The organism is Acidisoma silvae (assembly GCF_020618775.1).
Lineage (GTDB): Bacteria > Pseudomonadota > Alphaproteobacteria > Acetobacterales > Acetobacteraceae > Acidisoma > Acidisoma silvae.
On sequence record NZ_JAESVB010000010.1, the window covers coordinates 98585 to 111805 of the forward strand.

Here is a 13221-nt window from a genome sequence, read left to right on the forward strand (position 1 = left end):
GCTGTCAGGCCGATGCCAGTGCTTCGATCCGCGCCGCGACGGCGGCAGCTTTGGGACGGCCGCCGCGCGTGGCACCCAGGGTGCCGCGGTTATCTCGGCCGGTGGGTTGGCCGATCACCGCAAGAATCTGGTCGGCGAGGTCCGCTATCGGATCGAGGGTTTGATGGATTGCGCCGGTCTGCGCGAGATTTTCCAAACCCGGCGCGAAGACCGGCGTCACCTCTGCCATCTTTTGCAGTCGCTCAATCGGCAGTTTTGTGACGCGCGCCATGGAAGGCAGGTCCATCACCGCCGGATGAGCGCCTGGCAAGGCCAGAAGGGTGTCGCAGGCCAGGGCGGTGGCGATGAAAGCACCCGCGGCGCTGCCACCATACAGCAGACCGATCGTGCGATGCCCTTGCTGCTGCGCCAGAAGAACGGATTTTGCCAAGTGCGCGAGATACTCGCTGAGCCCCATCAACTCGTCATGCCGGCTCATTCTCTGGCTGCCGGAATCAATCAGGACAAGAAGAGGACGCGGCATCCCTTTGCCGATGAGGTTGAGCACATTGCCCGCGAGCGTCAGGGCATCTTCCGCACCGAGCACGCTGCCACCAGTGATGCCCATGACATCCACAGGTGTTGTGTGACCAAGCGTGCCTTCGCCGAACAGCAGGCATCCTTGATGTTCGACGGAATGGCCCGCCGAAAACAGCCTCGGGAGGATGTCATCGCGCTCCATTTGCGTTCTCCCGCTTATCCAAAGCCTGTTCGAGGAAGGCTTCAGTCGCGCTACCCGGGAGGCCGACCGGATCCGTGATGCCGAGTGCCGTCCAGACATCGATACCGTCTTGCGCCTGCCCGAAGCGGTCCAGACGATTGGCAAGGCGCTTTTGCTCAGCCTCGAGCACACTTGTCGTCAGTGGCTGTCGCTTGGCTAATGCGGCAATCGTCGCTGCGCGGAAACCATCCGCGTTATCATTCACAAAATCATCTGCACCGCCGATAAGATAGCGGTGTTTGCCGCCCATCGTGCGCCAGACGAAGGCGCGGTCACGGCTGTCGAATTCCTCGACACCGCGATTGGTCTCGATCACTTCCGGTCCACTGACGCTGATGCGTCCCTGTTCCGACACGATGAGATGCGAGCAGCAGCCGGCGATGATGCCACCGCCGCCGTAGCAGCCGGCGCGGCCGCCGATGAGACCGATGACCGAGCATCCTGCTATTCGCGCCTCGACAATCGCCCGGATGATCTCGCTGATCGCGAGTTCGCCGGCATTCGCCTCCTGCAGCCTGACGCCGCCCGTGTCGAAAAGAAGCACGACATCCTGCCGATGTATCCCAGCTGCCCGGAGAAGGCCGGTCAGCTTGGCGCCATGCACTTCGCCGAAGGCACCGCCCATGAAGCGGCCTTCCTGGGCAGCGACGAAAATGGGCCGGTTGTCCAGGCGGGCGCGCCCGACGACGATGCCGTCATCGAATTGCCTGGGCAGATCGAAAAGACCGAGATGCGGAGAAGTCTCTCGCTGCTCCGGTCCTAAAAATTCTGCAAAGCTTTTGTGGTCTAGCAGCGCTGCGAGACGCTGCCTGGCTGTCGCCTCGAACCAGCTGGTAGAGGCGTTATGATGGGGCAGGGCGGTCATGTCTCAGTCTCCTCGATCATGCGAAGACCTTGGGCCAGGCGGAGCGCGACCATGTCGGGCCGGGCGCCGCCGTCATTAATGGACACGCGCAGGCCGCCCGTGCCGCGGGCGACGAAATCAGCGATGACGGCTTCCCAAACAGCACCGAAACCATGGGCTGCGGTTGCAATGTCGATCCTGCAAGTGTTCTGGTCTTCCATCCGTTCAACCAGGACTTCGAGATTGCCAGAGGCAACCACGCCGGCAATGGCCTGCCATCGCGAGCCGCCTGCGGGACGGGGGGCTTTTAGCGTGAAGGAGAGTTGTTCCATCGGTGCCTCCTACCAATTTCGGAAACGGCTGGGGGGCTTATACAAACCGCCGGAAGCCAGCATGAGATCCTTGATCGAGCGTGCCGCGAGCAGGCTGCGATCCGCATCGAGAGGATTGATTCCAAGGTCTTCGGGGCGCTGAATGATGCGCCGCTCGCGCAAGCGTTCGACCATCTTGCGGTCGCGCTGCCGCCCGATGTCGGTATAGCCGGCGACGCCGCGAATGGCCTGTTCGCGCTCATCTACCGTGCGGCAGAGAAGAAGATTGGCGATGCCTTCCTCGGTGACGATATGGGTCACGTCATCGCCATAGACCATGACGGGAGCAAGATCGAGGCCGAGCTTCTGCGCCAAAGCCAGCGCATCCAACTGTTCGACGAAGAGCGGTACATTCTTGTCGCCGAAGGTCTCCCCGATTTGCACGACGAGCTTACGGCCACGCCGCAGCGGTGCAGGAGATGTGCTATCGGCTTCCGCACCGGCTTGCAGCCATGGCGCGCTCGGATGGCGGCGGCCGTGCGGATCAGAGCCCATGTTCGGTGCGCCGCCGAAGCCGGCGATGCGGCTCGTTGTCACGGTCGAGCTATGGCCTGCAAGGTCGATCTGCAACGTAGAGCCGATGAACATGTCGCAGGCATAGAGCCCGGCGGTCTGGCAAAAGGCTCGGTTGGACCGCAGTGACCCGTCCGGCCCGGTAAAAAAGACATCGGAGCGGGCCGCGACGTAATCCTCCATACCCACTTCCGAGCCGAAGCAATGAATCTGCTCCACCCAGCCGGCTTCAATCGCCGGAATGAGCGTGGGATGCGGGTTGAGCGCGAAATGAGAACAGATCTTGCCGCGGAGGCCGAGTGCCTCGCCATAGGTCGGCAAAAGCAGCTCAATCGCAGCGGTGCTGAAGCCGATGCCATGGTTGAGGCGTTTGACGCCGTAGGGGGCATAAAGGCCCTTGATGGCCAGCATGGCAGTCAGAATTTGCGTCTCGGTCACGGCCGCCGGATCGCGGGTAAACAGCGGCTCAACATAGAAAGGCGCTTTGGCGTCGACCACGAAATGCACGAGGTCACCGGGAATATCGACGCGCGGCACGCGGTCGACGATTTCCCCCACCTGGGCGATGACGAGGCCATCCTTGAAGCTTGTCGCTTCAACCACCGTCGGCGTATCCTCCGTATTGGGCCCTGTATAGAGATTGCCCTCGCGATCAGCGGAGACAGCGGCAATCAGCGCCACATTGGGCGTCAGATCGATGAAATAGCGCGCGAACAATTCGAGATAGGTGTGAACCGCGCCGAGCTCTATTTGGCCGCCGAACAGCATGCGCGCGATACGCGCCGATTGCGGGCCGGAATAGGAAAAGTCCAGTCGCCTTGCAATGCCTTTGTCGAACAGATCGAGATGCTCAGGCAAGACAACGCCGGATTGCACCATGTGAAGATCGTGGATCCGTTCAGGGGCGACATTTGCCAGGGCCTTGGCCAGCAGATCGGCCTGCTTCTGGTTGTCTCCCTCGATGCAGACGCGGTCACCCGACCGGATGACGGTCTCGAAAAATTCGGTCAGGCGGCCGGCCGGGACCATTTTCCCGTCCGCATAGGCTTGTCCGGCAGAAATACGATCCGCTCGAGCGGCCCGCTGTTCGTTCCATTTCGTCATGGCCATTCGCTTTGTATGCATGATTGGCTTTCTCTGGACGTTATGTATACATAAATTCCGAAAATGTCGATTGTTATCGGCATTACTCTCTTTACAGGGGAGCATTGCATACGAAGTGGGGGATGGGCGATGGCCGGGCATACAGAGAGTGAGGCGATAGAAACGGGTTTGGATGGCCCGTTATTGCTGTCGGAGCGTATTCGGAACGCATTGACGGACGAGATTGCCGCGGGTGACCTACAACCCGGGACCGCGCTTGACGAGCAGCAGCTCGCTGACCGTTTCGGAGCATCGCGGACGCCGGTGCGGGAGGCTTTGCGACAATTGGCCGTCTCCGGCCTCGTCGATATCCGCCCGCGTCGCGGCGTGGTGGTGGCCCGTGTGACGCCGGAACGTGTGATGGACATGTTTGAAACCGTTGCCGAGATTGAGGCGCTTTGCGTCCGTCTTGCAACCTATCGCATGACGCCTGCTGAGCGCGGCCGACTGCTCGAATTGCACGATGAGGCCAGCCGTGCAGCCGAAGCGGAGGATGTCGATGCCTATGACGGCATCAACGCGGCCTTTCATGAGACTTTGTATCAGGCGACGCATAATGCATTCCTGGCGGAACAGGCGATCAGCCTGCGTGGCCGGCTTAACGCCTTTCGGCGCACGCAACTGCGGTACAAAGACCGGCTTGCGCGCTCGATCGCTGAGCATGGCGCGATCCTTGCTGCAATTGCTGAAGGCGACGGAGAGACTGCGTCGCGCCGCATGCGCGCCCATATGTCGAATGCGGCAATCGCGCTGCGGCGCTATCTGGAACTCCACACCTGACGGGCCTGGCCGGGGTCGGATCAATTCCGATTTTGCGGCTGATCATGCGATCTCATCCAGTCGGAGAATCTCAGGCGGGTTCGCAAGCTTCCCCTCAGTGAAGGCTATGAAGGCTTTGAAATGGGGGGTGTTTTCATGAAAGGCAATGGCGGACTCATCGTGCCAGCGCTCAATGAAAACGAGTTTTGGATGGTCACCCTGTGATCGGTAAGGTTGATACATTAGGCAACCCGCTTCCTTTCGGCTTTCCAGAGCGCAGCGCATGGCAGCGGCAAATATGTCGTTCTCATACCCAGCACGCAGGGGAAGAACGGCAAGGATGTCAATCGGCTTTGTCATATTGGATTTGTTTTCATATGAGTTCTGTTGCGATGGAAAACTATGCTGTAACGTAAGAAAAAATAAAACCGCAAACCTTCGGAAGGCGGGAGGAAATGGCAACGATCCAGGATACAGCGATCAACCTTGACATGGGAGCAAACGCACCTGCGGTGATCGGTTTTGAGATTGAGACTTTTTTGGCCGCCCGGCCAAATATCTTGGCCCAGGATTACACCGTGCTGCGTCAGCCCGCAGACGCATCGCGCCTGCAACCGCCTTTCTGGGCAAATCGGGTCGAATTCGCATGGACGACGGAAGCGGGTCATCTTCCCTGTCTTGTCGAGATGCTAGACAATTTGACACTCAAAAACTGTGCGACGATTGGTGGTGTTATCCTGATCCATGCGGGTTCTTTCCCGTCATCGCCGCCACCGCTATTGTTGATGGCGCGTCACGCATGTTTTTATTACCTGGCGCCAACCGTTTCCGTGCTTCTCGAGGGAGCAACGGTTGGATTGGCAGTACCACCGATATGGAATCTTCATCGGATTTCATTGCAAACATGGTCTGAATTGCAGAGGGGCTCTGTGCAGCGCCTGCCTGCCGTCCTTTTCAGCGAAGGTCCGCTTATTCAAGCGGTCATGTAAGGCTGGCTCCATTTTCTGACCTAACGATTATCAGTTTTTTTGTCAAAACGACGGATGACAACCTTCTCCCAGATACCTTCCTTCACAAAAGGGTCGTGCGCGTTAAAAGCCTCGGCGGCGGCGCGCGAAGGAACCTCGACCAGGAACAGGCTGCCGAGCATGGTCTCACCGTCATCTGAGAGAAGCGGGCCGGCGACGACGAGACGGGCATGGCCTTCTGCCAAATAGGCACGATGCGCCGCATGATGTATCAGGCGCTGTGGCAAGGCATCAGGCTTGTCGAGGCAATGAATGGCGAAGAGCATTTCTGAAAGTTCCTTTATTTGATGATGCCGATCTTGGTACGATCGGTCGTCAAGAAAACAGCGATCAGCGCCATGATACCAAAAACGATATATTGGCCGGTGGGTTTCACGCCGATCAGCACCGTGGCCACGCGCAGCCAGGCCGTGATGAGCCCGCCGATCACGCCGGCCCATAATCCGCCGACGCCGCCCGATATGGCAGTGCCGCCCAAAACCACACCGACGATTGATAGCAGCAGCAGATTGCCCGCCAGCGTAGGTGAACTGAATTGCGTTACCGACACCAGGGCAAGCCCGGCTAAAGCCGCGCATCCGGCCGAGGCTGCAAAGGCAAAGCTCCGCAGCCGGACGGTGCGAACGCCTGACATCAGCGCCGCGCGTTCCCCGGCGCCAAGGGCAAAAAGATCACGCCCGATCCGTGTGTAGCGCATCACGACGGCCAGGACCGCCACCAGCGCCAAGGCGGCGAAGCCGGTATTGGGGATATCGAAACTTGTATCACCCAGAAGGTTGATGATGGGGTCGCTGTCCGGTAATGGCTGCGCCGTCGCATTGGACAGCAGAAGTGACAGGCCGGATAGCATGCTGAGCGTGCCGAGCGTCGTGATGAAGGACGGGATCTGTAGCCAGGCATGCAGCCAGCCTTGAAACGCGCCGAACAGGATAGCGAGCAGAATCACGACGATGCAGGTCCAGGGACCGAAGATGGGAGCCAGCACCACAAGCATGACGCCGGTGATGGAGGCGATGCCGGCGACCGACAGATCAATGCTGCCGGTGAGGATGGGGATGGTGCTGCCGATGACGAGGATCATCAGCGGAGCGGCATCGGATATGAATCCGTTCAGGGCGGCAGGCGACAAAGTGCCGGGCGCGATGATGGCGCTCAAACCCACCAGGAGGATCAGCACGGCCAGGGGCACGCTGCGCCGCAAAGCCGCCCGCCGTTCCGCGAAGCCCGGTTTCGCTTGTATCGTTCTGTCATCTGCGGGCTGGGACTGGGACATCGTTATACCATCGCCCGGACGAGGTCTTCCTCGCTCGGCGCGTCCCCACGGTTGAGATTATATTCGGCGCTCATCGCGCCGTCGCGCATGACGATCACGCGGTCCGAAAGGTCGAGCACTTCGCCGATCGTATCGGCGATGAAGATGACGGAAAGTCCCTTGGCTGCTTCGCTGCGAATGACCGCAAACAGGTCATCGCGCGCTCCTGGGTCAAGCCCGCGGGTCGGGTGATCCAGCAAAAGCAATTGCAGTCGGCGAGACAGAAGCCATTTACCAAGAACGACCTTTTGCTGATTGCCGCCACTCAGATCGTCGATGCGCGCATCGGCCGAGCGCGTTTTGACCCGGAGACGCGTGATCCATTCCGAGGCGACGCGCCGCTCCGCGCGGCGATTGACGATCATGCCGCGGTGGCCGTAGTCGAGGCCGAAGGTCAAAGCCATGTTTTCCACCAGCGTGCGGCCTTTCAGCATGCCTTCGACATGGCGATTGGCTGGCAGATAGCCGATGCCGGCCTGAACCGCCGCGGCGGGCGAAGTGACGCTGATTTGCTTGCCGTTCAGGCGTATCGTGCCGTGAACATCATCCTCCGCGCCGAACAAAGCCCGGCAGAACTCTTCTGCGCCGGAACTCTGCACGCCCAGCAGACCCAGTATTTCGCCGGGCGCGACCGCAAGCGTCGCCGGCCGCACTTGCCGACCTGTGGATAGGCCGGTCACGTCCAGTCGGGGCGTCAGGCTCTCGGCTGGGCGCGTTTCGACCGCGCGCGGTGCGCGGATGGTGCGCTGCCGCCCAACCATGAGACGATAGAGGCTTTCACGGTCCAACGCCGTGACGGGTTCGTCGGCCACCTTGCAGCCGTCCGTCATGACAACGGCGCGGTCGCTGATATGAAGGATTTCATCCAACCGATGGGAGACGAAGACGATGGCAGCCGTCTGTCGCAAACGCTCGATCTGGCGGAACAGAAGGCGGATTTCATCCGGGGTCAGAACCGATGTCGGCTCATCGAACAGAATGATGGGTGGATGGCTAACCAGATCTTCGACAGCCAGCACTTTGGCAAGTTCCACTTGCTGTCGCTGCGCGAAGCGCAGGTCTTCGACCGTGGCACGCGGATCGATATCGATCTCGATCTTGCGAAGTTGGGCCGCTGCGGCGTCAAACAATCTGTTCCAGCGATAAAGGCCGTGCGCCTTGGCGGCATTCGGCTTGTCCAGAAAGATGTTTTCTGCAACCGTCAGATTTGGCACCAGGGATTGTTCCTGATGCACCATGCCGATGCCGTGCATCGTGGCATCCGACTGGCTGCGTAACCGAACCGGTTTGCCGTGCAGTAGCATTTCGCCGCTGCTCGGCTGCACCAACCCGCCGATGATCTTGAGGAGGGTCGATTTGCCCGAGCCGTTCTGGCCGACCAGCCCCAGAACCTCACCTTGGCTGAGCACAAGGTCCATCTGCTCCAGCGCGGTGACGCGGCCGAAGGTCTTGCCGACGCCGCGTGTTTCGAGAAGCTGCGTCATTTGACCACCCGCAATTTGCGTCGCAGATGCAACCCGCTGGCGGCGACGACGAGCAGAATCACCGCGCCGCTGATGATATTGCGCACATAGGGGCCGGCGCCGATCTGGATGAGGCCGTTATTCAGGACCTCCAACACCACGGCACCGATGGCCGATTGCAGCACGCCGCCACGACCGCCGCTGAGCAGGGTGCCCCCTAGAACGCAGGCACTGACGGCAGGAAACAGCAGCCCGTCGCCGATATTGGCATTGCCGTCGCCCAACCGCGCGGACAGCAGAACGCCAGCAATGCCGGCCAATAGGCCCGAGATGACGAAGGCCGCGATCTTGAACAGAGGAACCGGCAGGCCGGTCATCACAAGCGTCGCCTCGGCGCCGCCGACCGCGAAGATCATGCGTCCGAGATGCGTGTAATGCAGGAGAAGATGAAACAGCAGAAGCAGAAGCAGCGCCACGAAGACGATCAGACTCAATCCCGCGATATGGTAGGCGGCGATGCCCAGTACCCAGGGGTCACGCACCGTCGGCACCTGCGCCGGAAACAGGATGCTGGCTATGCCCAGGCCGATGAACCAGGTGCCGAGCGTGACGATCAGCGATGGCATGCGCAGGATCGTGTTGAGCACACCATTGACGAGGCCGAAGGCCAGGCCGACGCCAATGGCGGCGGCAATGCCCCAGACACCCCAGTGATTGCCATTGACGTCATTCGCGCAGAGCAGAGACAAGGTCATGCTGCTGGCCGCCATGACGCCTTCCATCGACAGATCAATGGCCCCGAGCAGAATGACGAAGCTCAATCCCGTCGTCAGAATCACCGGCACGGCTGCGGATTCGGCGATGGCAGCCAGATTGCCGCCGGTCAGGAAATTGTGCCGCGCGATTTCGAAGACCAGAAGCAGCACGATCAGCACGGCCAGCGGCCCAAGACTTTGCAGCCAGCGGCGCAGGTGCTGCGCGACGCCACCGTCGGGCTCTCGCGCAGACCTGACGGCAACCGTCGCTGAGATGAGCTTCATGACCGTTCCGTGCGCATCGGGCGTCCGCTCTACTTGTTGGCGCCGACCGGGATCTGCCCGGCCGAGTCCTTCCAGAAGTCGGCTTTCAGCTCGGCATAAGTATAGACAGGCGCATGAGCCTTAAGTTCAAGAAAGTGATCGACATTGGACTTGTCGACGACTTCCTGTTTCAAATAGAAATCACGCTGAGCATGGCTGAGCTTTGCCGGATCAATATCACCTACTGCTGCCGCATGGGCAATAGCGATGGAGACCGCGCCTTGAAGCACCGGGTCATTCCAGACAGTGACCAGCATATCGCCGCTTTTCACCATGTCGAGCGCGACCTTCGATCCATCAGAGCCTGTCACGGGAATTTTCCCGTTGAGGTTCTTTTCCCGGAGGGCGGCGACGGCGCCGCGTGCCATGGCGTCGTTGGAGGCAAAGATGCCATTGAGCTTGCTGCCGTAGCGCGCGATCCAGGTGCGCGCGATATCCTGTGCCTTGGTCTCCTGCCAGTCACCCACTTCAGTATCCAGCAGCGTGACGCCTGGACATTCCGCCAGCGCTTTTTTCAACCCGGCGATCCGCTGATAGGCAGGTGGTGTGGACGGCACGCCTTCGATAGCGGCAATCTGGCCATGGCCACCAAGCGCCTTGCACAGCGCCTGGGCCTGATAATAGCCTGACATCACGCCATCGAAAGACGTATGAGCGACCCAGTATTTGGGATCGGTATCCCAGGGGTGGATCGTCTCGGGCCGGTTCCAGATCGTCACGATCGGCACCTCGGCCATAGCGGAGCGATGCACCACAGCCTTGACGAATGCATTGGAGGAGGGGTCGGTCGCCAAGGCGCATTGATCGCAGCCGGTCGCGAAAATCGCCCCCAACTGGGCCAGAAGCTGGGATCCTTGATAGTTGCTGGTAACAACGATCAGCTTGGCATTGAGGGAATTCGCAATATCCTGCGCACCCTGCGTGTATTCGGCCCAGTATTCGGATGCCGTCTCGTCGATGCCGATGATAAGGCTCCCTTTCGGGGCGGCTTTAGCCGGCATCATGCCGATCTGCCCAAGGGGCAAGGCAAGACCCAGGACCGCCGCCAGTGACAGGCCGCGCCGCCGGACCGTTTGCAGCAGTCGATGCGATTGATCGCTCATAGTCGTCGTTCCTCCGTTTTTGTTTTTCTTTGGCGGAATCGGACGGTCGGTCAGCTATCCAGCGACGCTGCCACCGTCGACGAAGAGGATTTGCCCCGTAATGAAACTGGCCGCAGGGGAGGCCAGGAAGACGGCGGTGCCACTCAATTCTTCCGGCTCCGCCGCGCGGCCGAAGGGGATGCGTGACATGAAGAGGTCGCGAACCTCCGGCGTTTTCAGGATGAAATCGGCGAGCGGTGTCTTGAGGACACTCGGCGCGATGCAATTGACGTTGATTCCGTGCTTCGCCCATTCCGTGGCCAATTGACGGGTCAGCAGATGCACTGCGCCTTTGCTGACACCGTAGGCGACATAACCGAGAGGATGCCCGACCAATCCACGCACCGAACCGATGGTAATAATGCGCCCTGGCTTTTCGGCTTCAATCAGCCGGCGTCCAAAGGCCTGCGCGCTGTAAAGCGTGCCTTTCACGTTCACATCCATGACGAGATCGAATTCCTCGGGCGGCAACTCGGTCGCGGATTTGCGCCTGGCGATACCGGCGGCCGTGACCAGAATATCCGCAAGGCCGAGTTGATCGCCGACCATCGCGATGGCCCGCTCGACAGCATCGGGCTTGGTGACATCAACGGATACCGGAAGGGCGGATCCAAATGCGGACAGTTCCTCGGCGGCTGTGTGAAGTTCGGCTTCCTTCAGATCGAGAATGGCGACTTTCGCGCCGAGCTGAAGATAGGCCTTGGCTACGGCTTTGCCCAAGCCGCCAGCGCCGCCCGTCACGATTGCCGTTTTGCCGGTCAGACCAAAGAATGTGTCGAGTAACTTGGCTTTGTCCAAGTCCGCGTCTCCCGCTTGTCGGCGTGTAGTCCGCCGGTTGGGCGAGCCTGAAGCTCTGCCGGATCCAAGACTGATCCGGCTCGCCCGGATTGTAAATAGAAATATCGGTAAATTAGACAGTTTATGAAAAAATATCGATTTTTATGGCGAAGACCTGATCCCGGTGATATGAGCCGGAAAAACAAGGTCAAGCAGACCGGAGGGATAGATGCGTCTGATTTCATTTCTGCAGCACGGCAAACCCACGATCGGTATGGAGACGGCAGACGGCATCGTCGATCTCGCTGCGGCGGACAGTGCGTTTCCCGATGATCTTGGTGCCTTCGTGCGTGGCGGAACGACCTTGCGACAGGCCGCGGCGTGGGTTTTGGCAAGCAATGCGCCGCGTCTGGCGGCGGCATCGCTGACCTATCGGCCCTTGATCCCAATGCCTGGGAAAATGATCTGTCTCGGCCTCAACTATCAGGAACATGCGGCGGAAGGTGGCTATCAGCGGCCGGATTGGCCGACGACCTTTCTGCGCTGCCCGACAAGCCTCACGGCGCATGATGCAGCCATCATGCGTCCGATCGTGTCCGAGCAACTGGACTACGAGGCCGAGCTTGCGGTCGTGATAGGGCGCGCGATCCGCCACGCCAGCGCTGAGGAGGGACTTGATGCCGTCTACGGCTATTCCTGTTTCAACGATGCCTCGGTGCGTGACTATCAGCGCAAGACCATCCAGTGGACGATGGGGAAGAATTTTCAGCAGACCGGTGCTTTCGGGCCGGCTTTGGTCACGGCCGACGAACTGCCGCGCGGTGCGGCAGGCCTGTCCATCGTCTGCAGGCTGAATGGCCAGGTGGTGCAACAGGCCGACACCGCCCAGATGATTTTTCCGGTGGGGGAGACGCTGGCCATGCTGTCGGAATGCGTCACGCTGGAAGCGGGCGACGTCATCGTCATGGGTACGCCGTCGGGCGTCGGTCACGCCCGCAAGCCGCCGCTGTGGATGCGTCACGGCGACAGCGTTGAAGTCGAAATCGAAGGCGTCGGGCTATTGCGCAATTTCATCGAGGATGAAGTGGCGTCGCGTCCGTCTTCATCTAGCGAAGCGGCTTAAGGGAGGTCCGGCTATGATCAATCACCCGCCCGCCTATGACATTAATCCGGGCAATGTGACCGAGAAGGTGATCGCATCCTTCGCCATGACATCGGCGCGCGAACAGCAGCTGCTGACGAGCCTTGTCAGTCATCTGCATGGTTTTGCGCGGGAAAACCGATTGACGCATGAGGAATGGGCTAAGGCAGTCGGCTTCCTGTTCCGCTGCGGTGAGATCAGCGACGAAAAGCGCGATGAATTCATGCTGCTGTCGGATGTGCTGGGCCTCAGCTCCTTTGTCGATATGACGGACGCGCCCGAGGGCGCAACCGAAGGAAGCGTGCTCGGGCCCTTCTATGCCTCCGACAGTCCGGAACGGCCCGTGGGCGCGGATTTGCGGCCGGATGGCGTAGGCGAGCCCGTGCTGGTGCAGGGGCGGGTGCTGGACCCTGACGGGCGGCCGATCCCCGGCGCATTGATCGATATGTGGCAGACGGCCGAGAACGGTCTTTATGCGACGCAAGACCAGACGCTGCCCGACGACGCTTTCCGCTGTAAGATGCGGTGCGACGCTGAAGCCGGTTTCAGCTTCGTGACCGTCATGCCGGGGCCGTACAAGGTGCCCGATGACGGCCCGGTAGGCGATCTGCTGCATGCGGGCGGCAGGACGGCCTGGCGGCCGGCCCATTTCCATTTTCTGATCATGGCGCCCGGGCATCGTGCGCTGACCACGGAAATCTTTTTCGAGGGCGATCCTTATCTCGGCACCGATGCCGTATTCGGGGTGCGCCGGTCCCTGATCGTGGCACCGCTACAGGACCAGGGCCGCAGGCGCGTCGATCTTGTATTCAGGCTGGTGCCGGCGGCGCTGTCCGAAGCGGCTTAACCGGTCCATGGCCTGACAATTGTCGGGTTGAACCAGTCGATG

At 60.4% G+C, this 13221-nt stretch carries 15 protein-coding genes; 4 read left to right on the forward strand and 11 right to left on the reverse strand.

From position 1 onward, the window contains the following. Positions 1-4: 4 nt before the first annotated feature. From ASILVAE211_RS18210 to mdcA, 4 genes are read right to left on the reverse strand one after another with little or no spacing between them, the layout of a single operon-like run. Entirely contained in the window at positions 5-721 is a 717-nt protein-coding gene (locus ASILVAE211_RS18210) for a biotin-independent malonate decarboxylase subunit gamma (RefSeq protein WP_227322781.1), read from the reverse strand. Continuing rightward, positions 708-1625 carry a biotin-independent malonate decarboxylase subunit beta gene (locus ASILVAE211_RS18215; RefSeq protein ID WP_227322782.1) on the reverse strand — a complete coding sequence of 306 codons (918 nt, stop codon included), beginning with the start codon at positions 1623-1625 and terminating at the stop codon, positions 708-710. Before ASILVAE211_RS18215 ends, ASILVAE211_RS18210 begins: the two co-directional genes overlap by 14 nt. Next, entirely contained in the window at positions 1622-1936 is a 315-nt protein-coding gene (gene mdcC / locus ASILVAE211_RS18220) for a malonate decarboxylase acyl carrier protein (RefSeq protein ID WP_227322783.1), read from the reverse strand. Before mdcC ends, ASILVAE211_RS18215 begins: the two co-directional genes overlap by 4 nt. A gap of 9 nt (positions 1937-1945) precedes the next feature. Next, positions 1946-3592 carry a malonate decarboxylase subunit alpha gene (mdcA, locus tag ASILVAE211_RS18225; RefSeq protein WP_227322784.1) on the reverse strand — a complete coding sequence of 549 codons (1647 nt, stop codon included), beginning with the start codon at positions 3590-3592 and terminating at the stop codon, positions 1946-1948. Positions 3593-3721: 129 nt separating this feature from the next. Here mdcA and ASILVAE211_RS18230 point away from each other — a divergent pair, with 129 nt between their 5' ends. Further along, positions 3722-4411: a GntR family transcriptional regulator gene (locus ASILVAE211_RS18230; RefSeq protein ID WP_227322785.1), complete on the forward strand. Its 690-nt coding sequence runs from the start codon at positions 3722-3724 to the stop codon at positions 4409-4411. 42 nt (positions 4412-4453) lie between these two features. Here the strand turns inward: ASILVAE211_RS18230 and ASILVAE211_RS18235 are convergent, their stop codons facing one another. After that, complete coding sequence (locus ASILVAE211_RS18235; RefSeq protein ID WP_227322786.1) at positions 4454-4750, reverse strand: putative quinol monooxygenase; 297 nt, start codon at positions 4748-4750, stop codon at positions 4454-4456. 95 nt (positions 4751-4845) lie between these two features. Between ASILVAE211_RS18235 and ASILVAE211_RS18240 the strand changes: the two genes are divergently transcribed. Then, complete coding sequence (locus ASILVAE211_RS18240; protein WP_227322787.1) at positions 4846-5379, forward strand: hypothetical protein; 534 nt, start codon at positions 4846-4848, stop codon at positions 5377-5379. Positions 5380-5399: 20 nt separating this feature from the next. Here ASILVAE211_RS18240 and ASILVAE211_RS18245 read toward each other — a convergent pair whose 3' ends face one another. Genes ASILVAE211_RS18245 through ASILVAE211_RS18270 form a run of 6 tightly spaced genes read right to left on the reverse strand, consistent with a single transcriptional unit; the run spans position 5400 to position 11212 of the window. Then, positions 5400-5684, reverse strand: coding sequence for a YciI family protein (locus ASILVAE211_RS18245; protein ID WP_227322788.1), 285 nt, complete (start codon positions 5682-5684; stop codon positions 5400-5402). Between the two features lie 14 nt (positions 5685-5698). After that, positions 5699-6691: an ABC transporter permease gene (locus tag ASILVAE211_RS18250; RefSeq protein ID WP_227322789.1), complete on the reverse strand. Its 993-nt coding sequence runs from the start codon at positions 6689-6691 to the stop codon at positions 5699-5701. Between the two features lie 2 nt (positions 6692-6693). Beyond that, on the reverse strand, positions 6694-8214 hold the full coding sequence (locus ASILVAE211_RS18255) for a sugar ABC transporter ATP-binding protein (protein ID WP_227322790.1): 1521 nt from the start codon (positions 8212-8214) through the stop codon (positions 6694-6696). Beyond that, positions 8211-9233: an ABC transporter permease gene (locus tag ASILVAE211_RS18260; protein WP_227322791.1), complete on the reverse strand. Its 1023-nt coding sequence runs from the start codon at positions 9231-9233 to the stop codon at positions 8211-8213. Before ASILVAE211_RS18260 ends, ASILVAE211_RS18255 begins: the two co-directional genes overlap by 4 nt. A 29-nt stretch (positions 9234-9262) precedes the next feature. Continuing rightward, positions 9263-10375, reverse strand: a complete 1113-nt coding sequence (locus ASILVAE211_RS18265; protein ID WP_227322792.1) for a sugar ABC transporter substrate-binding protein — start codon at positions 10373-10375, stop codon at positions 9263-9265. 54 nt (positions 10376-10429) lie between these two features. After that, the gene (locus ASILVAE211_RS18270; protein ID WP_227322793.1) at positions 10430-11212 is read right to left on the reverse strand and encodes an SDR family NAD(P)-dependent oxidoreductase; all 783 of its coding nucleotides are present in this window, start codon (positions 11210-11212) and stop codon (positions 10430-10432) included. 208 nt (positions 11213-11420) lie between these two features. Between ASILVAE211_RS18270 and ASILVAE211_RS18275 the strand changes: the two genes are divergently transcribed. Together ASILVAE211_RS18275 and ASILVAE211_RS18280 are read left to right on the forward strand one after the other, a co-directional pair. Continuing rightward, positions 11421-12314, forward strand: coding sequence for a fumarylacetoacetate hydrolase family protein (locus tag ASILVAE211_RS18275; protein WP_227322794.1), 894 nt, complete (start codon positions 11421-11423; stop codon positions 12312-12314). 13 nt (positions 12315-12327) lie between these two features. Continuing rightward, positions 12328-13179 carry a dioxygenase family protein gene (locus ASILVAE211_RS18280; protein ID WP_227322795.1) on the forward strand — a complete coding sequence of 284 codons (852 nt, stop codon included), beginning with the start codon at positions 12328-12330 and terminating at the stop codon, positions 13177-13179. The last annotated feature ends 42 nt before the right edge of the window (positions 13180-13221 follow it).